General features: G+C 61.4%; 28 protein-coding genes and 1 other RNA gene. 19 read left to right on the plus strand and 10 right to left on the minus strand.

Annotation, left to right across the window (positions count from 1 at the left end; translation table 11 throughout):
• Nucleotides 1-5 precede the first annotated feature (5 nt).
• From NKH41_RS06020 to NKH41_RS06070, 11 genes are all read left to right on the plus strand, one after another.
• On the plus strand, nt 6-1007 hold the full coding sequence (locus tag NKH41_RS06020) for a 4-hydroxyproline epimerase (RefSeq protein WP_352932270.1): 1002 nt from the start codon (nt 6-8) through the stop codon (nt 1005-1007).
• Between the two features lie 335 nt (nt 1008-1342).
• Nucleotides 1343-2245 (plus strand): branched-chain amino acid ABC transporter permease, encoded by a 903-nt coding sequence (locus tag NKH41_RS06025; protein ID WP_352454929.1) that lies wholly within the window; start codon nt 1343-1345, stop codon nt 2243-2245.
• A 4-nt stretch (nt 2246-2249) separates the two neighbouring features.
• Nucleotides 2250-3878 carry a high-affinity branched-chain amino acid ABC transporter permease LivM gene (gene livM / locus NKH41_RS06030; protein ID WP_352767577.1) on the plus strand — a complete coding sequence of 543 codons (1629 nt, stop codon included), beginning with the start codon at nt 2250-2252 and terminating at the stop codon, nt 3876-3878.
• A complete protein-coding gene (locus NKH41_RS06035; RefSeq protein ID WP_352540330.1) occupies nt 3878-5044 on the plus strand; it encodes an ABC transporter ATP-binding protein in 1167 nt (388 codons plus the stop codon). Before livM ends, NKH41_RS06035 begins: the two co-directional genes overlap by 1 nt.
• Nucleotides 5044-5772: an ABC transporter ATP-binding protein gene (locus NKH41_RS06040; RefSeq protein WP_352471239.1), complete on the plus strand. Its 729-nt coding sequence runs from the start codon at nt 5044-5046 to the stop codon at nt 5770-5772. Before NKH41_RS06035 ends, NKH41_RS06040 begins: the two co-directional genes overlap by 1 nt.
• 19 nt (nt 5773-5791) lie before the next feature.
• Nucleotides 5792-6139, plus strand: coding sequence for a DUF6867 family protein (locus NKH41_RS06045; RefSeq protein WP_352471238.1), 348 nt, complete (start codon nt 5792-5794; stop codon nt 6137-6139).
• A gap of 138 nt (nt 6140-6277) precedes the next feature.
• Nucleotides 6278-7396, plus strand: a complete 1119-nt coding sequence (locus tag NKH41_RS06050; protein WP_352471237.1) for a branched-chain amino acid ABC transporter substrate-binding protein — start codon at nt 6278-6280, stop codon at nt 7394-7396.
• Nucleotides 7397-7587: 191 nt separating this feature from the next.
• Entirely contained in the window at nt 7588-11046 is a 3459-nt protein-coding gene (gene pyc, locus NKH41_RS06055; protein WP_352767579.1) for a pyruvate carboxylase, read from the plus strand.
• A gap of 161 nt (nt 11047-11207) precedes the next feature.
• The gene (locus tag NKH41_RS06060) at nt 11208-11468 is read left to right on the plus strand and encodes a DUF2312 domain-containing protein (protein WP_023719653.1); all 261 of its coding nucleotides are present in this window, start codon (nt 11208-11210) and stop codon (nt 11466-11468) included.
• 61 nt (nt 11469-11529) lie between these two features.
• Nucleotides 11530-11970, plus strand: coding sequence for a hypothetical protein (locus NKH41_RS06065; protein WP_352471235.1), 441 nt, complete (start codon nt 11530-11532; stop codon nt 11968-11970).
• A 69-nt stretch (nt 11971-12039) separates the two neighbouring features.
• Nucleotides 12040-12354, plus strand: coding sequence for a hypothetical protein (locus NKH41_RS06070; RefSeq protein ID WP_352471234.1), 315 nt, complete (start codon nt 12040-12042; stop codon nt 12352-12354).
• Between the two features lie 3 nt (nt 12355-12357).
• Here NKH41_RS06070 and msrB read toward each other — a convergent pair whose 3' ends face one another.
• The 7 genes from msrB to NKH41_RS06105 all read right to left on the minus strand — a co-directional run bounded on the left by msrB (nt 12358) and on the right by NKH41_RS06105 (nt 16967).
• The gene (msrB, locus tag NKH41_RS06075) at nt 12358-12762 is read right to left on the minus strand and encodes a peptide-methionine (R)-S-oxide reductase MsrB (RefSeq protein ID WP_352767581.1); all 405 of its coding nucleotides are present in this window, start codon (nt 12760-12762) and stop codon (nt 12358-12360) included.
• 109 nt (nt 12763-12871) lie between these two features.
• Nucleotides 12872-13693 carry an MBL fold metallo-hydrolase gene (locus NKH41_RS06080; protein ID WP_352450859.1) on the minus strand — a complete coding sequence of 274 codons (822 nt, stop codon included), beginning with the start codon at nt 13691-13693 and terminating at the stop codon, nt 12872-12874.
• A complete protein-coding gene (locus NKH41_RS06085; RefSeq protein WP_352767582.1) occupies nt 13694-14884 on the minus strand; it encodes a vWA domain-containing protein in 1191 nt (396 codons plus the stop codon).
• A 9-nt stretch (nt 14885-14893) separates the two neighbouring features.
• Entirely contained in the window at nt 14894-15298 is a 405-nt protein-coding gene (locus NKH41_RS06090; RefSeq protein WP_254816428.1) for a type II toxin-antitoxin system HicB family antitoxin, read from the minus strand.
• A gap of 9 nt (nt 15299-15307) precedes the next feature.
• Nucleotides 15308-15502, minus strand: coding sequence for a type II toxin-antitoxin system HicA family toxin (locus NKH41_RS06095; protein ID WP_126104508.1), 195 nt, complete (start codon nt 15500-15502; stop codon nt 15308-15310).
• A 61-nt stretch (nt 15503-15563) separates the two neighbouring features.
• Entirely contained in the window at nt 15564-16010 is a 447-nt protein-coding gene (locus NKH41_RS06100; RefSeq protein WP_352450857.1) for a GNAT family N-acetyltransferase, read from the minus strand.
• 117 nt (nt 16011-16127) lie between these two features.
• The gene (locus NKH41_RS06105) at nt 16128-16967 is read right to left on the minus strand and encodes an AAA family ATPase (RefSeq protein ID WP_352767584.1); all 840 of its coding nucleotides are present in this window, start codon (nt 16965-16967) and stop codon (nt 16128-16130) included.
• A gap of 176 nt (nt 16968-17143) precedes the next feature.
• Here NKH41_RS06105 and ssrS point away from each other — a divergent pair.
• The 4 genes from ssrS to NKH41_RS06125 all read left to right on the plus strand — a co-directional run bounded on the left by ssrS (nt 17144) and on the right by NKH41_RS06125 (nt 19769).
• Nucleotides 17144-17299: non-coding RNA, 6S RNA (gene ssrS, locus NKH41_RS06110), on the plus strand.
• 141 nt (nt 17300-17440) lie between these two features.
• Nucleotides 17441-18028: a 5-formyltetrahydrofolate cyclo-ligase gene (locus NKH41_RS06115; protein ID WP_352767586.1), complete on the plus strand. Its 588-nt coding sequence runs from the start codon at nt 17441-17443 to the stop codon at nt 18026-18028.
• An 81-nt stretch (nt 18029-18109) separates the two neighbouring features.
• Nucleotides 18110-18934, plus strand: a complete 825-nt coding sequence (locus tag NKH41_RS06120) for a TIGR00282 family metallophosphoesterase (RefSeq protein WP_023678036.1) — start codon at nt 18110-18112, stop codon at nt 18932-18934.
• Nucleotides 18935-19004: 70 nt separating this feature from the next.
• On the plus strand, nt 19005-19769 hold the full coding sequence (locus NKH41_RS06125; RefSeq protein WP_352767588.1) for a TerC family protein: 765 nt from the start codon (nt 19005-19007) through the stop codon (nt 19767-19769).
• A gap of 21 nt (nt 19770-19790) precedes the next feature.
• Here NKH41_RS06125 and NKH41_RS06130 read toward each other — a convergent pair whose 3' ends face one another.
• Genes NKH41_RS06130 through NKH41_RS06140 form a run of 3 tightly spaced genes read right to left on the minus strand, consistent with a single transcriptional unit; the run spans nt 19791 to nt 21150 of the window.
• Complete coding sequence (locus tag NKH41_RS06130) at nt 19791-20258, minus strand: SRPBCC family protein (protein ID WP_352767590.1); 468 nt, start codon at nt 20256-20258, stop codon at nt 19791-19793.
• 29 nt (nt 20259-20287) lie between these two features.
• A complete protein-coding gene (locus NKH41_RS06135) occupies nt 20288-20650 on the minus strand; it encodes a VOC family protein (protein ID WP_352767591.1) in 363 nt (120 codons plus the stop codon).
• 17 nt (nt 20651-20667) lie between these two features.
• Nucleotides 20668-21150 carry an SRPBCC domain-containing protein gene (locus NKH41_RS06140; protein WP_352471224.1) on the minus strand — a complete coding sequence of 161 codons (483 nt, stop codon included), beginning with the start codon at nt 21148-21150 and terminating at the stop codon, nt 20668-20670.
• Between the two features lie 51 nt (nt 21151-21201).
• On the opposite strand from NKH41_RS06140, the gene NKH41_RS06145 reads away from it, so the two are divergent.
• The 4 genes from NKH41_RS06145 (at nt 21202) to NKH41_RS06160 (ending at nt 23678) form a co-directional block, all read left to right on the plus strand.
• Entirely contained in the window at nt 21202-21525 is a 324-nt protein-coding gene (locus NKH41_RS06145) for an ArsR/SmtB family transcription factor (RefSeq protein WP_352471223.1), read from the plus strand.
• A 237-nt stretch (nt 21526-21762) separates the two neighbouring features.
• Nucleotides 21763-22512, plus strand: coding sequence for a YebC/PmpR family DNA-binding transcriptional regulator (locus NKH41_RS06150; RefSeq protein ID WP_023678028.1), 750 nt, complete (start codon nt 21763-21765; stop codon nt 22510-22512).
• 66 nt (nt 22513-22578) lie between these two features.
• Nucleotides 22579-23373: an RDD family protein gene (locus NKH41_RS06155; RefSeq protein ID WP_352471221.1), complete on the plus strand. Its 795-nt coding sequence runs from the start codon at nt 22579-22581 to the stop codon at nt 23371-23373.
• On the plus strand, nt 23370-23678 hold the full coding sequence (locus NKH41_RS06160) for an Rdx family protein (protein ID WP_352471220.1): 309 nt from the start codon (nt 23370-23372) through the stop codon (nt 23676-23678). Before NKH41_RS06155 ends, NKH41_RS06160 begins: the two co-directional genes overlap by 4 nt.
• Nucleotides 23679-23698 lie beyond the last annotated feature (20 nt).

The raw sequence follows: 23698 nt of genomic DNA on the forward strand, positions 1-23698 counted from the left end.
CCGGCATGGCCAAGAATTCCTTCTTCTGCATAGACGGCCACACCTGCGGCAATCCGGTGCGGCTGGTCGCCGGCGGCGGGCCTTTGCTCAAGGGCTCGACGATGATGGAGCGGCGAGCGCATTTCCTGGCCGAATATGACTGGATCCGCATCGGGCTGATGTTCGAGCCGCGCGGCCATGACGTGATGTCCGGCTCGATCCTCTATCCGCCGACGCGTGAAGATTGCGACATCGCCATCCTGTTCATCGAAACCTCGGGCTGCTTGCCGATGTGCGGCCACGGCACCATCGGCACGGTAACTTTTGCCGTCGAGCATGGGCTGATCAAGCCGAAGACACCGGGCGTGCTCAGGCTGGATACGCCGGCGGGCTTGGTCGTAGCGGAGTACAGCCAAGTCGGCGACTATGTGGAGGAGGTGCGCATCACCAATGTGCCTTCCTTCCTCTATGCCGAGGCTCTGACGGTCGAATGCCCCGGGCTCGGCGAGATCAGCGTCGATGTCGCCTATGGCGGCAATTTCTACGCCATCGTCGAACCGCAAAAAACCTATCGCGACATGGCCGACCATTCGGCCGGCGAACTGATCGCCTGGAGCCCGGTGATGCGGCAGCGGCTCAACGAGAAATATTCCTTCGTCCACCCGGAGAATCCCGGCATCGATAAGCTGTCGCACATATTGTGGACCGGGGCGCCGACCAACCCGCAAGCCGATGCCCGCAACGCCGTCTTCTACGGCGACAAGGCAATCGACCGCTCGCCCTGCGGCACCGGCACCTCGGCGCGGATGGCGCAGCTTCACGCCAAGGGCAAGCTTGGGGTCGGCGACGACTTCGTCCACGAATCGATCATCGGGTCGCTGTTCAAGGGCAGGGTGGAGAAAGAGGTCACCGTCGCCGGCAAGCCGGCAATCATTCCGTCGATCGGCGGGTGGGCGCGGATGACCGGATTGAACACGATCTTCATCGACGACCGCGACCCGTTCGCGCACGGCTTCGTCGTCAAATAGAGAAAACGCTGACGCAAGCGAAAGAAAGAGAGCGCAAACGGATTGCCTTCGACGGCGCAACGATCCCGCTCATCAACTTATTTTGACGGCGATTTCTTCGAAATGGGTCGCATGCTGCGATTGAATCGTCAAAGACATTGCGTTAGGCCAATGGTAGGGTCCGCGATGGTCCAGGGGGCGCACCGGAACAAAACGGGCAATCGGACGACGTGCGGCGAAAACACGCGTAATGATCGAAAAATCACGTTGCAATCCGGGCTCGAAACTTTACGACTAGGGAAAATACGAAAAGGAATGCGTCTGCATGGGCGACATTCCAGGGGAGCCACGACAGCATGCAGTATTTTGTCCAGCAGCTTATCAACGGGCTGACGCTGGGATCGATCTATGGGCTGATAGCGATCGGCTATACGATGGTCTACGGCATCATCGGCATGATCAATTTCGCCCATGGCGACATTTTCATGATCGGCGCTTTCACCGCGCTCATCGTTTTCCTTATCCTCGGTGCGTTGTTCTATTCGCTGCCGATCGTCGTTGCGCTGCTGATCATGATGATCGTCGCGATGCTGCTGACCAGCCTGTATAACTGGACGATCGAGAAGGTGGCCTACCGGCCTTTGCGTGGTTCATTCCGGCTGGCGCCGCTGATCACCGCGATTGGCATGTCGATTGCGCTGTCCAATTTCGTCCAGGTGACGCAAGGGCCGCGCAACAAGCCGGTCCCGCCAATGGTGTCCAAGGTCTACAACATCGAAGGCATCAGCGTCTCGCTGAAGCAGATCATCATTGTCCTGGTCACCATAGTCCTGCTCGCGCTGTTCTGGTACCTGGTCAACAAGACCTCGCTCGGCCGGGCGCAGCGCGCCTGCGAGCAGGACCGCAAGATGGCCGCGCTGCTCGGCGTCGACGTCGATCGCACCATCTCGATCACCTTCATTATGGGCGCCGCCCTTGCCGCTGTCGCCGGCACGTTGTTCCTGATGTATTACGGCGTTGTTGTGTTTTCCGACGGCTTTACACCCGGTGTGAAGGCGTTTACTGCCGCGGTGCTCGGCGGCATCGGCTCACTGCCCGGCGCCGTGCTCGGCGGGCTGATGATTGGCTTCATCGAAAGCATGTGGTCGGCTTATTTCTCGATCGACTACAAGGACGTCGCCGCCTTCTCCATCCTGGCGATCGTGCTGATCTTCCTGCCTTCCGGCATTCTCGGCCGGCCAGAAGTCGAAAAGGTCTGAGATCATGGCGGTTACCGTGTCTCCGGAAAGCACCGTCGTCGCCACCCCGGTCCAGCGCGCTTTTCGCGAAGCGCTCTATGCCGGCGCCATCTCGCTTGGCCTGTTCGTGCTGTTTATCGGCCTGAAAACCGACCAGAATATCTCCAACGAACTGATCCTGGTGCAACGCTGGGGCTTGCTCGCCGGCGTCGTGATCGCCACCATGGCAGGACGCTTCCTCTATGTCGCCTATGGCCAGCCCTTCCTGGCGAACCAGAAGATCGTCGACGTCGCCACCGGCCTGCTGCCGGTCAGCCTGGCTTCGCGATTCTTCCGCCTTCCCGCGTTCATCGTGGCGCTCGCCGTCGCCGTTATTCTGCTCGCGCTCAGCAGCTTTCTGACCGAGGCCTTAGGGCCGGAACTTTCCGATTTTGTGCGGTTCCTGCGGGCGCTCGCAATCATCTATGCGCTGGCTTGGCTGATATATCGGTTCCGGGCCTTCATTCACGCTCATTTCTCGGCATTGGGCATAACCGCACTGGCGCTCTACCCGATTATCGTGGTGTTGGTGCTGGCTCTATATGCCGGGTCGATGGCCGCCGGTTTCCAGGGCTCGCTGAAATATGTCGACAATTACGGCATCCAGATCCTGATCTACGTGATGCTGGCTTGGGGGCTGAATATCGTTATCGGCTTGGCCGGCTTGCTCGATCTCGGCTATGTCGCCTTCTACGCCGTCGGTGCCTACGCCTATGCGCTGCTCGGCACGCATTTCGGCCTCTCCTTCTGGATCCTGCTGCCCGCCGCCGGCCTGATGGCTGCGTTCTGGGGCGTGATGCTCGGCTTCCCGGTGCTGCGCCTGCGCGGTGACTATCTGGCGATCGTGACGCTCGCCTTCGGCGAAATCATAAGGCTGGTGATCATCAACTGGCGCGAGGTGACCAACGGCTCGGCCGGCATTTCCGGCATCCCGAAGGTGTCTTTCTTCGGCCTGATGTCGTTCAACGTTTCCGATCCGAACTACATCTCGAAGGTGCTCGGCATCGCCCAATCGGGTGCCTACTACAAGATATTCCTCTACTATTTGATCCTTGGGCTCTGCCTGCTGACGGCCTTCGTCACCGTGAGGCTCAGGCGCCTGCCGGTCGGCCGCGCCTGGGAAGCGCTGCGCGAGGACGAGATCGCCTGCCGCTCGCTCGGTATCAACACCACCACCACCAAGCTCACGGCCTTTGCCACGGGCGCGATGTTTGGCGGCTTCGCCGGCTCGTTCTTTGCCGCGCGGCAAGGCTTCGTCAGCCCGGAATCCTTCGTCTTCCTGGAATCCGCGATCATCCTTGCCATCGTCGTGCTTGGCGGCATGGGCTCGCTGGTCGGCATTGCCGTCGCCGCCATGGTGATGATCGGCGGCACCGAAATCCTGCGCGAACTGGATTTCCTCAAGACCGGCCTGAGTTGGGGCAACATCAAGGTTATACCCGGGTTCGGCCCCGACTTCACGCCGGAGCTTTATCGCATGCTGTTGTTCGGCATGGCCATGGTCATCGTCATGCTGTGGAAGCCGCGCGGCTTCGTCGGCAGCCGCGAGCCGACAGCCTTCCTCAAGGTGCGCAGGGCGGTGTCGGGGTCCTTCACCAAGGAGGGACACGGCTGATGAACGCGAGCCCCTCCGTGAACGATGCCATCCTGCAGGTCGATCATTTGTCGATGAAGTTCGGCGGTCTCGTCGCCATCGGCGACCTGTCGTTCCAGGCCAAACGCGGCGAGATCACCGCGCTGATCGGTCCCAACGGCGCCGGCAAGACCACCGTGTTCAATTGCATCACCGGTTTCTACAAACCGTCGGAAGGCATGATCACGCTCAATCGGCGCGACGGCTCGACCTTCCTGCTCGAACGTTTGCCGAACCATGAAATCCCGGCGCGGGCCAAGGTGGCGCGCACCTTCCAGAACATCCGCCTGTTCTCGGGCATGACGCTGCTGGAGAACCTGCTGGTCGCCCAGCACAACAAGCTGATGAAGGCGTCCGGCTATACCATTCTCGGCCTGTTCGGTTATAGCGGATACAGACAGGCTTCGGCGGAATCGGTTGAACTGGCCGAGCACTGGCTGGAGAAGGCCGATCTCGTCGACCGCGCCGACGATCCTGCCGGCGATCTGCCCTATGGCGCGCAGCGACGACTCGAAATTGCTCGCGCCATGTGCACCGGCCCTGAGCTTCTGTGCCTCGACGAGCCGGCCGCCGGCCTTAATCCGAAGGAATCGGCGGCGCTCAATGCACTGCTGATGGACATCAAGGACAACACCGGCACGTCGATCCTTTTGATCGAACACGATATGGCGGTGGTTATGCAGATTTCAGACCATGTCGTCGTGCTCGAATACGGGCGCAAGATCTCCGACGGCAACCCGCAATCGGTGCGGACCGACCCGCGCGTCATCGCTGCCTACCTCGGCGTCGAAGACGAGGACGTCGAGACGGTGCTGACCGAAGTCGGCGACGAGGACGTCATCGAGCAACTGGATACGGGTCCGGATGCGGCGCATGGACCGGGCACATCGTCTTCGTATCTCGCCGGACCGGTGGCCGATACGGTCGGCCATAGCGAGGGCGAACGCGTCACCGTGTCAAAGGGCGCTTCGAAAGCCGGGCAGATCGATGCAAGGTCGAGTGCCGCGGCAAAGTCCGGATCGCCGGCCAAAGCCAAATCGGCCGCGAAATCTTCTGCCGCAAAATCTTCCACTGCAAAGCCGGCCTCCAAGGCTCCGGTGAAGTCAAAAACTCCCGGCACCTCTAATCGGCGTGGAGGGCGGAAATAATGGCCGGCACAACGCTGCTCGATATCAAGGGCGTCCAGACCTACTACGGCAACATCAGGGCGCTGAACGGCGTCGATGTCACGGTCAAGCAAGGTGAGATCGTAGCGCTGATCGGTGCCAACGGCGCCGGCAAGTCGACGCTGATGATGACCATCTTCGGTGCTCCCCGCGCCCGCGCGGGTACCATCACATTCGCCGGTACCGACATCACCCAGATGCCGACCCACGAGATCGCGCGCATGCGCATCGCCCAGTCGCCGGAAGGGCGCCGCATTTTCCCGCGCATGACGGTGATGGAAAACCTGCAAATGGGCGCCAGCCTCGACAACCTCGAGCATTATGACGAGGACGTCGAGAAGGTGTTCACGCTGTTTCCACGCCTGAAGGAACGCATTGCCCAGCGTGGTGGCACGCTGTCCGGCGGCGAGCAGCAGATGCTGTCGATCGGGCGCGCGCTGATGGCGCGGCCGAAGCTGCTTTTGCTCGACGAGCCGTCGCTTGGCCTGGCGCCGCTGATCGTCAAGCAGATATTCGACGCTATCCGGGAGCTGAACCGCACGCAGGGACTGACGGTGTTCCTGGTCGAGCAAAACGCCTTCGGCGCTCTGAAGCTCGCCACGCGCGGCTATGTCATGGTCAACGGCAACGTGACGATGAGCGGCACCGGCAAGGAGTTGCTCGCCAATCCGGAGGTGCGCGCCGCCTATCTCGAAGGCGGCCATCACTGAGTTTCAGGAGACATCAATCATGCAGGGCATTGTCTATGAGGAACCTTCGATCTGGCAGTTCTTCTTCGTCACCTGCCTGCTCGGCGGCTGGGCGGCGTGGATGACGGGCAAGGCATGTGCGCAGACGTGGCGCAGCTTCGCCCAGTTGTTCGCCTACATGCTGGGGCTCGGCATCGGCGTAAGATTCATCCATCATGCGCTGTTCGGCGGAACGATGTTTTCGCTGCATTACTACGTGGTCGACACCATCGTGCTGATGATATTGGGCTTCATTGGCTACCAATACACGCGCACCAACCAGATGGTAACGCAGTATAATTGGCTTTACGAAAGAGCCTCTCTTTTGAGCTGGAAACCAAAAGGTTGACATTTATCATTAACGGCGCTTCAGGGATGAATCGGCGTGACAAGTGCCTGAAAATCGGCAAAGTACTCTTTCTGCGAGCAAGAGTGGGCATCGCATGAAAGCAACATCCACGCCCACTCGGTAAATGGGAGCGTTTCAATGAAAAAGTCACTTTTGTCCGCCGTCGCCCTGACCGCGCTTGTCGCGTTCAGCGGCAGCGCGTGGGCTGACATCCTGATCGGCGTTGCCGGTCCGATCACTGGCCCGAACGCAGCATTCGGCGCGCAGTTGCAGAAGGGCGCCGAACAGGCTGCCGCCGATATCAACGCGGCTGGCGGCATTAACGGCGAGCAGATCAAGATCGAGGTCGGCGACGACGTGTCGGATCCGAAGCAGGGCATCTCGGTCGCCAACAAGTTTGTCGCCGATGGCGTCAAATATGTCGTCGGCCACTTCAATTCGGGCGTCACCATTCCGGCGTCAGAGGTCTATGCCGAGAACGGCATTCTCGTCATCACGCCTTCCGCGACCAACCCGAAGCTGACCGAGCGGGGCCTGTGGAACACGTTCCGTACCTGCGGACGCGACGATCAGCAGGGCAAGGTTGCCGGCGACTACCTCGCCGCGCACTTTAAGGACGGCAAGATCGCCGTCGTCCACGACAAGACGCCTTACGGCCAGGGTCTCGCCGACGAAACCAAGAAGGCACTCAATGCTGATGGCGTGACCGAAGCCATGTATGAGGGCATCAATGTCGGCGACAAGGACTTCTCGGCGTTGATCGCCAAGATGAAGGATGCCGGCGTCAACGTCGTCTACTATGGCGGCCTGCACACCGAGGCCGGCCTGATTATGCGCCAGCTCGCCGATCAGGGTCTCAAGGCCCAGTTCATGTCCGGCGACGGCATCGTGTCGAACGAATTGGCCTCCATCGCCGGCGATGCCGTCGACGGCACGCTGATGACGTTCGCTCCCGATCCGCGCAAGAACCCGAACGCCAAGGAACTCGTGGAGAAGTTCCGCGCCGCCGGTTTCGAGCCTGAAGCCTATACGCTCTACTCCTACGCCGCGCTGCAGATCGTCGCCGCCGCCGCCAACAAGGTCGGCTCTTCCGACGACGCGCAGAAGGTTGCGGAAGAGATCAAGAAGAGTGGCCCGTGGAAGACCGCCATCGGCGACATCGGCTATGACGCAAAGGGCGACATCACCCGTCCCGACTACGTCATCTACACTTGGAAGAAGGGTGACGACGGCAAGTACACCTACTTCGAACAATAAGCCGGCAAACGCCTGCAGCCCAAAAAATGCCCGGCGCCTCGCGCCGGGCATTTTTCATTTGTCTTTTGCTTCATCGCATGGGCGCAAGGATTTAAATCGGTTTAGCCGACGTCTCCATTTTTGTTTGCACTGCAGCATTTTCGCGCTAATCATGTCCGACAGTTCCCTTTCCCGCGTCCGGAGCCCTGTCCTTGGCAATCTCGAAGATCCTTGTCGCCAACCGCTCCGAAATAGCCATCCGCGTCTTCCGCGCGGCCAATGAGCTCGGCCTCAAAACCGTGGCGATCTGGGCAGAGGAGGACAAATACTCCCTGCATCGCTTCAAGGCCGACGAAAGCTACCAGGTCGGGCGCGGGCCGCATTTGGCCAGGGACATGGGGCCGATAGAAAGCTATCTGTCGATCGAGGAGGTTATCCGCGTCGCCAGGCTATCGGGCGCCGATGCCATCCATCCAGGCTACGGCCTGCTGTCGGAAAGCCCGGAATTCGCCGAGGCCTGCGCCACGGCCGGCATCATCTTCATCGGGCCAAAGCCGGATACGATGCGCAGGCTAGGCAACAAGGTCGCCGCTCGCAACCTCGCGATCGAAGTCGGCGTGCCGGTAATTCCCGCCACCGATCCCTTGCCGGACGACATGGCGGCGGTAAGGGAACTCGCCAAGACGATCGGCTACCCGGTGATGCTCAAGGCATCCTGGGGCGGCGGCGGCCGCGGCATGCGCGCCATCCGCTCCGAGGCCGATCTCGCGCGCGAGGTCATGGAAGGCAAGCGTGAGGCGAAGGCGGCTTTCGGCAAGGACGAGGTCTATCTCGAAAAGCTGATCGAGCGCGCACGCCATGTCGAGGTGCAGGTGCTGGGCGACACTCATGGCAACGCCGTGCACCTGTTCGAGCGCGATTGTTCGATCCAGCGCCGCAACCAGAAAGTGGTCGAGCGGGCGCCGGCGCCCTACCTCGAAATGTCACAGCGCGAGGAGCTTTGCGGCTACGCGCTGAGGATCGCGCGCGAAACCAGCTATATCGGCGCCGGCACGGTCGAGTTCCTGCAGGATGCCGATACCGGAAAATTCTACTTCATCGAGGTCAATCCGCGTATCCAGGTCGAGCACACGGTCACCGAACAGGTGACCGGCATCGACATCGTCAAGGCGCAGATCCATATCCTCGACGGCTTTGCCATCGGCACGGCGGAATCGGGCGTTCCGGCGCAGAAGGACATCAGGCTCAACGGCCACGCGCTGCAGTGCCGCATCACCACGGAAGATCCCGAGCATAATTTCATCCCCGACTATGGCCGCATCACCGCCTATCGCGGTGCCACCGGCTTCGGTATCCGCCTTGATGGCGGCACCGCCTATTCGGGCGCGGTCATCACCCGCTTCTACGATCCGCTGCTGGAAAAGGTAACGGCGTGGGCGCCGACGCCGGCCGAGACCATCGCCCGCATGAACCGGGCGCTGCGCGAATTCCGCATCCGCGGCGTGGCGACCAACCTCACGTTCCTCGAGGCGATCATCAATCACCCGAGCTTCGCCGACAATTCCTACACCACCAAGTTCATCGACACGACGCCGGAACTGTTCGCCAGTGTGAAGCGGCAGGACCGCGCGACCAAGCTGCTCAACTACCTTGCCGACGTTTCGGTCAATGGTCATCCCGAGACGCGCGGCCGGCCGCAGCCAAAGGCCGATGCGGCGCCACCGGTAGTGCCATATCTCAACGGCAATGTGCCTCAAGGCAGCAAGCAGAAGCTCGACGTGCTCGGGCCGGAGAAATTCGCCGCGTGGATGCGCGAGCAAAAAGAGGTGCTGGTCACCGACACGACAATGCGCGACGGGCATCAATCCTTGCTCGCGACGCGTGTGCGCACCTATGACATTGCCGGAATTGCCGGCACCTATGCGCGTGCTCTGCCGCAGCTTTTGTCGCTCGAATGCTGGGGCGGCGCCACATTCGACGTCGCCATGCGCTTTCTCACCGAAGACCCATGGGAGCGGCTGTCGCTGGTGCGCGAGGCAGCACCCAACCTTCTGCTGCAGATGCTCCTGCGCGGTGCCAACGGCGTCGGCTATACCAACTATCCCGACAATGTCGTCCAGCATTTCGTCCGCCAGGCCGCTGCCGGCGGCATCGACCTGTTCCGGGTCTTCGACTGCCTGAACTGGGTCGAGAACATGCGCGTGGCCATGGATGCGGTTGGCGCCGAGGGCAGACTGATCGAAGCGGCGATCTGTTATACCGGCGACATACTCGATCCGGCGCGGGCGAAATACGATCTGAAATACTATGTCGGCCTGGCCAGGGAATTGCAGGCGGCAGGCGCCCATATCATCGCCGTCAAGGACATGGCTGGGCTTCTAAAGCCGAGCGCTGCCCGCGCGCTGTTCAAGGCACTGCGCGAGGCGACGGACCTGCCGATCCACTTCCACACCCACGACACATCCGGCCTGTCGGCGGCAACCGTGCTGGCGGCGGTGGAGAGCGGCGTCGATGCCATCGACGCGGCGATGGATTCGCTATCGGGCAACACCTCGCAGCCGTGCCTCGGTTCGATCGTGGAGGCGCTGAAGGGCACCGAGCGCGATCCGGGCCTCGACCCGCAGTGGATCAGGAACATCTCGTTCTACTGGGAGGCGGTGCGCAACCAGTATTCAGCCTTCGAAAGCGACCTGAAGGGGCCGGCATCGGAGGTCTATCTGCACGAAATGCCGGGCGGTCAGTTCACCAACCTCAAGGAACAGGCGCGCTCGCTCGGGCTGGAGACACGCTGGCACGAAGTGGCGCAGACCTATCACGACGTCAATCTGATGTTCGGCGACATCGTCAAGGTGACGCCGTCGTCCAAGGTCGTCGGCGACATGGCGCTGATGATGGTGAGCCAGGACCTGACCGTCGCCGACGTCGAGAATCCGGCGAGGGACATCGCCTTCCCGGATTCGGTGGTGTCGATGTTGCGCGGCGATCTCGGCCAGTCGCCGGGCGGCTGGCCAAAGCCATTGCAGAAGAAGGTGCTGAAGGGCGAAAAGCCGATCACGGTGCGGCCGGGTTCGCTGCTCAAACCGGCGGACCTCAAGGCCAGTCGCGCGGAGGTCGAGGAAAAGCTCGAGCGCAAGCTCAGCGAGTTCGAGTTCGCGTCGTGGCTGATGTATCCGAAGGTGTTTTCCGATTTTGCCGCCGCGCAGGAGACCTACGGGCCGGTCAGCGTGCTGCCGACGCCGACCTATTTCTACGGCATGAAGCCGGAAGACGAGATTTTCGTCGACATCGAAAAAGGCAAGACGCTGGTGGTGCGCTGCCTTGCCATCGGCGATGTCGACGAAAAGGGCATGGTCACCGTGTTCTTCGAGCTCAACGGGCAGCCGCGCCGGGTGAAGGTGCCGGACCGGGCGCATGGCGCGTCCGCTGCCAAGGCACGGCGCAAGGCGGAGCCGGGCAATGAGGCGCATGTCGGCGCGCCGATGCCTGGCGTCGTCTCGGCGCTTGCGGTCGCTGCCGGCCAGGCGGTGAAGGCCGGCGACGTGCTGCTGTCGATCGAAGCGATGAAGATGGAAACGGCGTTGCATGCCGAACGCGACGGCACCATAGCCGAGGTGCTGGTCAAGGCCGGCGACCAGATCGATGCCAAGGATCTGCTGATCGCGTTCGGGTGAAACAGGCCGGCATCGATAGGGCCTTGTCGGCGCCTGGCAGCAGCCCTTCATGCCGCATCGATAGTACCTTGACCCGCCGCGCCCGGTCGGGCATCGAACCGCTGCAATTCGCCGCTCGGGTCACCCCGAGTCGCGGCGAGAAACGACGCGGAGAGAAGAATATGGCCGACGACATCACCGAGACCAGCCAGACTGTTGCCGCCGGCCAGCTGCGCGCCTTCATCGAACGAATCGAGCGGCTCGAGGAAGAGAAGAAGACGATTGCCGACGACATCAAGGAAGTGTTCGCCGAGGCCAAGGGCACTGGCTTCGACACCAAGGCGATGCGGTCGATCATCCGGCTGCGCAAGAAGGACCAGGCCGAGCGGCAGGAAGAGGAGTCCATCCTCGATCTGTACAAGGCTGCGCTCGGCATGGTGTAAAGGCCGGCCTCGGCGCCGGAGACGATCGCGGGAGAAGCGGTTCTGACCATGGAATCCAGCCATGAGTGAATTCGACTTCGGCGCCCACCGCGCCTCTGAATTCCGCCAACGCAGCTTCTGGACGCTGTTCGCGGAACGGCATCCGGATGAAAGGGCTCTGTTGGCGAGGCGCGGACCGTGGTTCTGGCAGCGTGGGCTGCCCGATTTCGCATTGGTCCTTTCCATGTATGTCGCGCCTGCGCACAATCATGTCGGCGTCTTCTTCGGCCGCAACGAGAAGTTCGGTGCCACGCAAGCCTGGTCGCGGTTGAAGCCGTTCCAGCCGGCCATCGAAGACAGGCTGAAGCTCAGGCCAGAACAAAGTTGCGACGGCCTCGGCATCAATTCGATGTGGCGGGTGAATTGTTTTGCCGAGGACAATTGGCCGGCGATGACCGACTGGCTGGTGACGGAAGCCTCACGTTTCGAGCGCGCGATTGCCGACGTTCTGGGTCAGGAATAAAGCAGGGTTTCCAGACGCAATCCTTGTGGAAGGGTTGCTCTGGTGCGCAGCCAGGGAGCCGATCGATCGATGACGATCATGTCGCGCGTTGCCGCCTTCTTCCGCTCACGCTGGTTCGGCGGCGTGCCGCTCGATCGGCTGTTCTGGCGCGACCTGGTCGTTGTCGGCACAGCGATCAACGTCGCGTCGTCGGTGGGGGCGCTCATTCTGCTAGGATTGAAGCTGCCGCTTGCGCTCGTCCTGGCGGTGCATTTCGCGCCGGTGCCCTACAATATCTTCCTGACCTTTGCCGTTTGGCGAACTGCCGGAAAATCGAGTGGCGTCATGGCCTCGCTGATGACGCTTGGCGCCACGTTGTGGCTGATCCTGGTGGTTGTGGCCTGACGATCAGGCGGCCGGCGCGAATTTGAGCGCCACGCCGTTGATGCAATAGCGCAGACCGGTCGGTGGCGGGCCGTCCTCGAAGACATGGCCGAGATGGCTGCCGCAGCGGGCGCAATGGCATTCGGTGCGGACCATGCCGTAGCTGCGGTCGACGGTGGTCTCGACCGAACCCGGCACTGGGTCGTTGAAGCTCGGCCAGCCGGTGCCGCTCTCGAATTTCAGCTTGGATTCAAACAAGGGCTGGTCGCAGCCGACGCAGGAGAAGGTGCCGGCGCGCTTCTCGTGCAGCAGGGCGCAGCTTCCCGGCCGCTCGGTGCCGTGGTTGCGCATCACCGCATATTGCTCGGGCGTCAGCCGGGCGCGCCATTCGGCATCGGTGCGGGTAACGGGGTAGGTGTGGCTGTCCATTTTTTCCTCTTAGCTTATGTCGCTATTTGGGTTGCCTTCGCAACTTCGCCTGAAATAGGCATTTGTTACGGCGTTTGCTCGTATTTCGTATCCTGCCGCGAAGAATCCCTCAGGCGATGGCGGCGAGATAGCGCGCAACCGATGCTGAAAATGCCGCCTTTGCGTCTCCGATGACGTTCTGGTTCCACCATGCGCCGTAGATATGGTCGAACGCGAAAGGCTCCAGCGCGGCCTTGATGCCGAGCACTTTCGTCGCGTTGAGCGGGATATAGTTCGGATAGCTGTACATGAAGCTGACATGACGGCGGGTCGGCGCCACCTGCAGGATGTCGCCGGCCAGGATGGCATTGCCGCGGTCGCGCTTCCAGTGCAGTACCTGGCCACCGGCAAAGTGGCCGCCGCAGCGGATGAGCGTCAGCGACGGGTTTATGGCGCGCATCTCGCCTTCCCAACTGATGATTGCCGGATGCGGCCGCATGATCCACTGACGATCATCGGCGTGCAGATAAATCGGCACGCCGCCAAACGCCTCGCTCCACTCGACCATTGCCGAATAATAATGGCAGTGCGAAATGGCGATGGCGGCCAGGCCGCCCCGGCGGTTGATCTCGGCCACCGCCTCGTCGCTGACCATCGAGATGCAGTCCCACAGCACATTGCTGTGCGGCGTTTGCGCCAGCAATGCGCGCTGGCCGATAGCGAAGCGTGGCTCGATGCCGAAGGCGAGCACGCCGGCATCATCCTTGATCACGACCCGATGGCCGGCGGCGAGCTCTTCCGGCGTGGTCCAGGCCTGGCCCTCCCAGCGCACATATTGCCGCTCGTCCTCGCAGATCGGGCAATGTCGCGGCGGCGTCGCTGTCGCCGCGAACTGGACACCGCATTGCAGGCAAAGGAAACAGGTCGACCGTCCTGTTTTGCGTGGATCCATTCAGTGCTTCCTTGAAAGTTGCTTCGTCGCGGCTTCGAGGCCGGCGAGCGTCAGCGGAAACATGCGGCCGCCAAAAATATCGCGGATCATGGCAATCGAATGGGTAAAACCCCAGTTCTTCGCGTCTTCCGGATTGAGCCAAATGGCGTTCGGCCATTGCTGCAGCAGCCTGCCGAGCCAGACGGCGCCGGCCTCCTTGTTCCAATGCTCGACCGAGCCGCCGGGTTGAGCGATCTCATAGGGGCTCATCGAGGCGTCGCCGACGACGATCACCTTGTAGTCGGGGCCATATTTATGGAGGAGATCGAAGGTCGGAATCACCTCGGCATGGCGGCGGCGATTGTCCTTCCACACGCCCTCGTAGAGGCAGTTGTGGAAATAGAAATATTCGAGATGGCGGAACTCGGCGCGGGCGGCCGAAAACAGCTCCTCGACACTCCTGACATGGTCGTCCATCGAGCCGCCGACATCGAAGAACATCAGCAGCTTCACGGCATTGCGACGTTCGGGTTGTGTCTTAACGTCAAGATAACCGTGCTCGGCGGTGGCGTGGATGGTGCCGGGCAGGTCGAATTCCTGTTCGGCGCCTTCGCGCACCCAGCGGCGCAAGCGCTTCAGCGCGACCTTGATGTTGCGGGTGCCGAGTTCGACGGCGTCATCGAAATTCCTGAACTCGCGTTTGTCCCAGACTTTTACCGCGCGGCGGTTGCGGCTTTCGTGCTGGCCGATGCGCACGCCTTCGGGATTGTAGCCATAGGCGCCGAAGGGCGAGGTGCCGCCGGTGCCGATCCATTTCGAACCGCCCTGATGCCGGCCGTTTTGCTCCTCCAACCGCTTCTTCAGCGTCTCCATCAGCTTTCCGAAGCCGCCCAGCGCCTCGATCAGCTTCTTCTCCTCGTCGGTCAGGTGCTTTTCGGCGAGCCTCCGCAGCCATTCCTCCGGGATGTTTGCGACATCGACCGCGTTTTCGCCAGCTTGCGCCTCGACACCTTTGAAGATGTGCGAAAAGACCTGGTCGAAGCGGTCGATGTGGCGCTCGTCCTTCACCAGAGCGGCGCGGGCGAGATAGTAAAAGCCCTCGACATCATAGTCGACCAGCCCGGCCTCCAGCCCCTCCAGCAGCGACAGATATTCGCGGAGCGAGACCGGAACCCGCGCTGCCTTCAGTTCGAGGAAGAAGGGGATGAACATGGTCCGACTTTATCTGTGTCCCTCGATCTTCTCCCGTGCGGCGCTGGCGATAAAGGCGGAACGCGTCAGACCACGCCGACCCGCTTCTTCGTCGATTGCCGCCAAAAGACCTGCGTCGAGCGACAGATTGGCCCGGACAGGCCGTCCGGAATCGATCAGCACAGGGATCATCACGGCGGATTCACCGGCAGCGCTATCGACTTCGCCCAGTCGGAGCAGATCTGCCACAGTGCGCGCCGCGGGCAAGGGCAAGTTCTTCGCCATTCGTGTCTCTGCCCATTCGCGAACGGCAGAAGTCGCATCGGCTATCGCCTCTTCGGGACTTGCGCCACCGCCGTGACATCCGGGAAGATCAGGCACCCGCACTCCCCAGACTTCATCTGCGCCGTCAAGAATTCCGACATAGTGCGTCATGATTCGTCCTTAAATCCATCCAGCAAGCCGGGCGATCGACCGCGCAACACCCAGAGATTGTTCGCGATGCCGCGGCACGATAATCATGATCTCCGGCCTTTCCGGATGCTCGTACTTCTCGTGTTTGCCGCCGCCTACGTTCACCCAGCCGTCACGTAAAAGCCTCGTGACAATCTTGCGCGTGTTGGTCTCGATCAGCGGCACTGTCGCCCCTGATCATGCGCAATATATTGCGCACAGGTGATTATTTCAATCGTTGGCTTCATCATAGCAGATCGTACTCGATGAAGCCGGTCCGCCGCGCCACGTGGTCGTAGAGCTTGCGTGCCGTGGTGTTGGTTTCGTGGGTCATCCAGTAGACGTTCTTGACGCCGATCTTGCCGGCTTCCTGCTTGACCGCTTCGATCAGGGCGGCGCCGACGCCCTTGCCGCGTACATCGGGGTCGGCGAACAGGTCCTGCAGATAGCAGTTGTTTATCTGCGACCAGCAGGAGCGATGGTAGAGATAGTGCGTCAGGCCGACGGCCTTGCCGTCGAGGGTGGCGATGAAGCCTTTCGGCTCGAACTCGCCCGCCGTGAACAGCCGCTTCCAGGTGACGGCGTAAACCTCTTCCGGCAGCTTGGTTTCGTAGAAGGTGAGATAGGCGGTCCAAAGACGTCGCCAATCGGCGTGGTCAGATTGCGCCAATGGGCGGATGGTGATCTCGGTCATTTCGTTTCCCTCTGAAGTCGGCAACCTGAAGCTGCCTCCGTGCCCGGCTAGAGGCAACGGTCCAGCACCGGGAAAGCGCTGTCCGGTGACTTCGTGGGCTTCCGGCCGACCGGCCCCTCATCCCTGCCGTCTCGCCATGAAGGCCAGGCGCTCGAACAGGTGCACGTCCTGTTCGTTCTTCAGCAAGGCGCCGTGCAGCTTGGGCAGCACGTTCTTCGGGTCGGCGCGCAGGTCCTCGGGCGCGATCTCGTCGGCGACCAGCAGGCGGATCCAGTCGAGTGCCTCGGAGGTCGACGGCTTCTTCTTGAGGCCCGGCACGTCACGGATTTCATAGAATTGCGTGAGTGCGGCGCGCACCAGGTTCTGCTTGATGCCGGGATAGTGCACGTCGACGATTTTGTGCAGCGTCTCGACGTCGGGAAAGCGGATGTAGTGGAAGAAGCAGCGGCGCAGGAAGGCGTCCGGCAGCTCTTTTTCGTTGTTGGAGGTGATGATGACGATCGGCCGGACGGTGGCACGGATGGTCTCGCCGGTCTCGTAGACGAAGAACTCCATCCGATCCAGTTCCTGCAACAGATCGTTGGGGAACTCGATATCGGCCTTGTCGATCTCGTCGATCAGAAGCACGACTTTCTTGCCGGCAGCAAAGGCGTCCCACAGCTTGCCGCGCTTGAGGTAATTGCGGATGTCGTTGAAGCGCTCGTCGCCGAGCTGGCTGTCGCGCAGCCGCGAGACGGCATCATATTCATAGAGGCCCTGCTGCGCCCGCGTGGTCGATTTGACATGCCATTCGATCAGATCGATGCCGAGCGCCGCCGCCACCTGGCGGGCAAGTTCGGTCTTGCCGGTACCGGGCTCGCCCTTGACCAGCAACGGCCGCTCGAGCGCGATCGCCGCGTTGACCGCCACCATCAGATCCTTGTCGGCGACATAGGCTGCCGTGCCTTCAAAACGCATTTTTGCTCCCGGGTTCATCGCGCGACCCTAAGGAGGCGGCCTTCGCTGTGCAAGGCGCTGCTGGCAAAGCGGGGATCTTGCCGGCGCGACCCTCGTCGAGCGGTTCTGCGTCGATTTAAGACTCGAAACATGTCGTCTCTCTGGCGCTTGGTCTGCCGTCTGCCTATATTGGCGGAGACGGTCTGCGCTTCCCGGCAGGAGAACATTTTCCCCGGGGCCTTAATGATCCCTAGGGAGCTGTCCCTGGGAAGACCCGTGGGTTTTCTCATACGGCGCCCACCTACTTTGTAGGTTCCCGGGATCGCTCTCTCCACCGGTTGTGTGGATCGTCACCTATCGAAAAGGCCATGTCTGGCGGATCTTGTCGTCGCGCCGCTTTGTGCGGTGCTCTCACGAACGAAAAGTTCGCCCCGCTCCTCCAAAACGTCGCTCGTAAAACTCCATCCAAATCTGATCTTTTCTACCGTCGGCGCATGAACTCCTCGAAAGACCTGAAAAAGAATCTCCGCAACCAAGCCCTCGGCCGCCGCGATGCGCTCGATCCTTTCTGGCGGGTGGAGGCAGCACTCGAAATGGCCGAGACGGCGCGCGACCGGATCACCGTCGCGCCGGGCCAGATCGTCTCAGGCTTCTGGCCGATGCGCTCGGAAGTCGACGTCCGGCCGCTGATGTTTGCCTTGCGCGAAAAGGGGGCAAGGCTCTGCCTGCCGGCCATTCTCGACAAAACCATCATCGTCTTTCGCGAACTGGTGCGTGGCGCGCCGATGGTCGACATGGGCTTCGGCACCGTCGGGCCACACGAGGAAGCCGAGGTGCTCGATCCCCAGCTGATGCTGGTGCCGCTTGCCGCCTTCGATGCGCGCGGCCACCGCATCGGCTACGGCGCCGGCTATTATGACCGGGCGATCGCGCGGCTGGCCGACAAGGGGCAGCAGCCGCGGCTGATCGGCATTGCCTTCAACTGCCAAGAGGTGGCCGTGGTGCCTGACGAGCCGCATGACGTGATCATTCCGGAAATACTCACCGAGAGCGGGTTGCGTCGCTTCGCGCCGAAATTGTAGATAAGTTCCTGGACGCATGGTCTTTTCCGAAAGTCATGCAGCTTTTTGCTTCGCTGACCTTCGGTTCGGGATCACGTTTATATGAGACTTCTCTTTCTCGGCGACATGGTCGGCAAGACAGGACGTACGGCGGTGTGGGAACAACTGCCCGGCCTGATCTCGGATTTCAAGCTCGACTTCGTCATCGTGAATGGCGAGAACGCCGCCGGCGGCTTCGGCATCACCGAGGAGATTTTTCGCGAGACGATCTCGGCCGGCGCCGATGTCGTCACCACCGGCAACCATGTCTGGGACCAGCGCGATGCGCTGATTTTCGCGCCGCGCGAAGAGCGCTTCCTGCGTCCGTCCAATTTCCCCAAGGGTACGCCGGGGCGCGGCTCAGGCGTCTACATCGCCAGGAACGGCGCGCGCGTGCTGGTCGCCAACATCATGGGCCGGGTGTTCATGCATCCCGAGCTCGACGATCCGTTCCAGGCCGGCGAGCGCGAACTTGCCGCTTGTCCACTTGGTGAGCAGGCCGATGCAATCGTCATTGATTTCCATGCCGAGGCGACCTCGGAAAAAATGTGTTTCGCCCACTTCGTCGACGGCCGTGCCAGCCTTGTTGTCGGCACCCACACGCATCAGCCGACCGGCGATCACCAGATCCTCAATGGCGGCACCGGTTATATTTCCGATGCCGGCATGTGCGGCGATTACGATTCCTCGCTCGGCATGGACAAGGAGGAGCCGCTCAACCGGTTCTTGTCCAAGGTGCCGAAAGGCCGCTTCGAGGCGTCGACCGGACCGGCGACATTGTGCGGCGTCGGCGTCGACATTTCCGACCGTAGCGGCCTGACCGAACGGATCGCGCCGTTTCGCCGCGGCCCGCGGCTGGAGGAAACGGCGCCATCCTTCTGGTCGTGACATTGATATGGACGCTTGCAATACCCAATTGCCGGCGAAACTGCTCTAGATCGTAGAGGGGACGACCTCCATGCAGCTAGTCGAATTCCTGGCGCCGCATTTCGCCTTTGTCTCCGACCCGACGGCATGGGTCGCGCTGCTGACGCTGGTCGTGCTGGAGGTCGTGCTCGGCATCGACAATCTGATCTTCATCTCGATTTTGACCAACAAATTGCCGCTAGCGCAGCGGGCCCGCGCCCGGCGGCTCGGCATATCCGCCGCGCTGGTGATGCGGCTGATCCTGCTGGCCACCATCTCGATCATCGTCCAACTGACGACGCCGATATTCACCGCCTTCGGCCACGGGTTTTCATGGCGCGACCTGATCCTGATCGCAGGCGGCCTGTTTCTCGTCTGGAAGGCGACCAAGGAGATCCACCACACGGTTGATCTCGATGATCACCAGGACACCATGATGGGCGAGACGCTGCAGCTTTCGCTGGCCGGCGCGATTTTCCAGATATTGCTGCTCGACCTCGTCTTCTCGATCGACTCGATCATCACCGCCGTCGGCATGACCGACGAAATCGCGATCATGTACATCGCGGTGATCGTGGCGGTGAGCGTGATGATGCTGGCGGCCGGGCCGCTGGCCGACTTTATCGCCAGGAACCCCAGCATCGTCATGCTGGCCCTCGGCTTCCTGCTGATGATCGGCACGACGCTGATCGCCGACGGCATGGGTTACCACGTGCCGAAAGGCTACATCTACGCCGCCATGGGTTTTTCAGCACTGGTCGAAGGGCTCAACATGCTGGCGCGGCGGCGGAAGAAGGCAAAAGGCGGCGGGCACTGAGGATGGCCCACCGCGGCTGACCTAATTCCCCGGCACACCCTTCGGATGGCGGTCGCCGATCAGGCCGAGCATCACGCCTTGCTCCAGCCACGCCTTGGCGCCGGCGAGCACCAGCGCAAAACCGCCGGTCGAGCCGATCGCCTGCTTGACCTGCTCATCGGGGCTGCCGGCAAAGCCGAAATTGCGGACCTCGACAAAGGTCGTGCCGCCCGGCATCTCGGTAAATGTCAACACCACCGTGGTCGGCGGATCGCTCCATTGCATGACGATCTTCTTGTTATCGACGATCTCACTGACATTGACCGTCGTCGAGACGCCATACATGCGCCATTCCCAACTGATTTCCTTGCCGCTGTCCAACCTGTCGCTGCCATGGGTGAACCAGAACTTCGTCGTGATCGCCGGATCGACGAAGGCTTCGAATACGTCGGCGACCGGCCGCCTTATCAGCATGCCGGCTTCGGCGGTCGGTGTTTCACGGATTTTCATAGCGTCCTCCTTTCCACGGCGCCGCTTGTTCACCAGGCATCGGGTTCGCGCACCAGGTGAATGATGTTGGCCGGGTTGGTGATCCAGCCGCCGCGGAAGCCTTCACCCAGTGCCTCGATGGCGTCGCAGCGCACGACGCCGGCCTTGGCGAGATGCTCCGCAGCGGCCGGAAAATCATCGGTGAACAGTTCCAGCCAGGTCTCGGCCTGGCTCATCATCGGCGCCTCGTCGATCCACAGCCGATTGGGACCGAGTTCGAAGCCGACGGCCGGCGGTTTGGCCGTGAATGGCTTCAGGCCGATGACGTCGCGATAGAAGGCGATCGTTGCCTGGTATTGATGCGGCGGGACCTTCATCGCGATGTTGATGCCGCCGGTGATCTTCGCTGTCATTCTTACTCCATTTGCTCTCAGATGTTGTTCTCGTTGGCCGGCTCGCCCTTCATCTCGCTGCGGTAATAGCCGTCGCGCAGATTGATGCCGTATTCGACATAGGCCTTCATGCAGGCCAGCATCTGCGACCAGCCCTCGCAATTGAGGTAGGATTTCTTCAGGCCGACCGCGTCCTCGTGCCAGCCGGTTTCGGCGATGGTGACGAAGGTGCCGCCATCGTCGAGCGGCTCGAAATTCATCTCGATGCGGGTCTTGTAGGCTGGCTTGCCGTCGGCGTCGGTGGCGTCCCAGCGCAGCACGATGCGGCTGTCTTTCTTCACCTCGTCGACCTCGACGGGAACCTTGCCCCACCAGATGACGGTGGCGCCCGCCACCAGCAGTGCGCTGGCGCCGCCGATCGTGGTGAAGTAGCCGCTAAGTTTCTTCGGATTGACGACCGCATCGAAGACTTCGGCGACGGGTTTGCCGATGCGGCCAGAAACCCTGAATCCAAGAGACATATCCACAGCTCCTTACTTGAATGGCTCAAGGATATGTTATAGAAATATAACATGTCAAGCCAATCGCGAGACGACAATGTTTTCAAGGCGCTGGCGCATCCGCGCCGGCGTGCGTTGCTGGACCGGCTGAAGGATGCGCCGCAGACCACCGGCATGTTGTGCGATGCCTTCCCCGACATGGACCGCTGCACGGTCATGCTGCACCTGAAGGTGCTGGAGGAGGCCGACCTGGTCGTGGCGCGGCGCGAGGGCCGCGAACGCTGGAACCATCTCAACGCGCTGCCGATCAAGCACATCCACGACCGCTGGATCAGTCAATATGCCACGCACGCGATCGGCATCCTCGACCGGCTGAAATCCGATCTTGAGGGATGAAAGGTTTGCCGAAGCCTGCCGATTTTCGGATCTTGAAAGCCTTGCGTGCCGGCAGCAATGGCGCGGCTGGACGAATTGAGCCGATTTATCTATAAGCCGGCCATTCCGACAGCGAGCGCCGTCCGTCCGTCAGGGACGCAGCAGGACGTTCTGAAATTTTGAATTCGAGCATTTTTGCAAGATGCCGGGTGGTTCACCAGGCGGCAGATGCTCTAGCCGAGAAGATGACAGGGTGCCATGGCTGGCCATTCACAGTTCAAGAACATCATGCACCGCAAGGGCCGCCAGGATGCGGTGCGGTCGAAAATGTTTTCCAAGCTGGCGCGCGAAATCACCGTCGCCGCCAAGAGCGGCACGCCCGATCCATCGATGAACCCGCGCCTGCGCCTTGCGGTGCAGAACGCCAAGGCGGTGTCGATGCCGAAGGACAATATCCAGCGCGCCATCAACAAGGCGTCGATGGGCGATGCCGAGACCTACGAAGCCGTGCGCTACGAGGGTTACGGGCCAGGCGGCGTCGCGCTGATCGTCGAGGCGCTGACCGACAACCGCAACCGCTCGGCGTCGAATGTGCGCGCTGCCTTCACCAAGGCGGGCGGAGCGATGGGCGAGACCGGCTCGGTATCGTTCATGTGGGACCGCGTCGGCGAGATCTACTATCCGGCATCGGCCGGCAGCGCCGAGAAGGTGATGGACGCGGCGATCGAGGCCGGCGCCGACGACGTCCAGTCGGACGAGGAAGGCCACACGATCTATTGCGCCTTCGAGAATCTCGGCGAAGTGTCGAAGGCACTGGAAGGCGCGCTTGGCGAGGCTGAATCGGTGAAGCCGATCTGGAAGCCGCAGACCAATATCGCGGTCGACGAGGAGCGGGCACAATCACTGATGAAGCTGGTCGCGACGCTCGAGGACGACGACGACGTGCAGAGCGTCTACGCCAATTTCGAGGTCGACGAGGAGACCTTGGCAAAGCTCAGCGCGGCGTAAGTTCAGAACGCCGCGCACCGATCACGTATCTTTCTTCTAGAGCTGTCAGTTACTGATGGGGGACGGATGACTGACACTGATGAGGCTCGTTTTGCTGACGCGATGTCCTGGCCTCGCCAGGGTGGCATATGGCGCCGGCTGTTCGCTTCGATCATCGACTATCTTATCGTCCTGATACCTCTTTACGCACTGGTAGCGGGTTTGTTTCTGCTGACTGACGGCGGAGTCAAAGGCAGCTTTTGGTTGAACTGGAGAATATGTCAGGCGGCTTCGTTAAACGGAGCAAGTGATCCATCACTTGCCCGTTACGATTGGCAGGTATGCAGAACGTCGCTGTTCGGTTTGACGGTCGCCGAATGGGCCCTGGGAACGGCTTCGGTCTCACAGTCTGAAGGAAATCCTTCCATCTCATTTGATTTGGATTCGCAGGGCAATTTCCGACCGGCAGCGTTGGATTTGGGTTTCCTCGAGCTGATCGTTCTCGCGTCTTATCTCCTTGTCATGGAGTTGACCTCCGGCCAGCCAATCGGCAAGCGCTTCGCGGCGCTCATAGTGCATGACCAGGATGACAAAAACAGAATCGGACTACCCGTACGAAAGGCTGTTCGGCGGCAGGGAATGAAATTTCTCGGCGCTTTGCCTATAATGCTCACAGGAGGGTGGTATGCTTTTCAGGCTTGGGGCAGCGCTCCTGGGGTCGCGCAGGACTTCTCCCAGCTGGAGATTGTCGGTGCATACGCCGCGTTGGTCTTGGTTATGGTCTGGCCGATCTGGATTGCAATATCCATAGCCCTTGGCAACGACCCGATACACGATCGATTTGCCGTAACCACAGTCCGCGCAGATGAGACCGAGACATGAGCGAACAGGCGCCCACCGTCCGCATCACCTATTGCATCCAGTGCCAGTGGCTGCTCAGGGCCGGCTGGATGGCGCAGGAGCTGCTGTCCACCTTCGGCACCGATCTGGGCGAAGTGACGCTGGTGCCCGGCACGGGCGGCATCTTCACCATTTCCTGCAATGATACGCTGGTCTGGGACCGCAAGCGTGACGGCGGTTTTCCCGACGCCGCAAAGCTCAAGCAACTGGTTCGCGACGTCATCGATCCGGATCGCGATCTGGGCCATGCCGACCGCAAGGGCCATAAGTCAAAAGACCCTGCCTGACGGCCTTTTAGGACTTCCGT

The organism is Mesorhizobium sp. M1169, from assembly GCF_040318345.1.
Classification (GTDB): Bacteria; Pseudomonadota; Alphaproteobacteria; order Rhizobiales; family Rhizobiaceae; genus Mesorhizobium.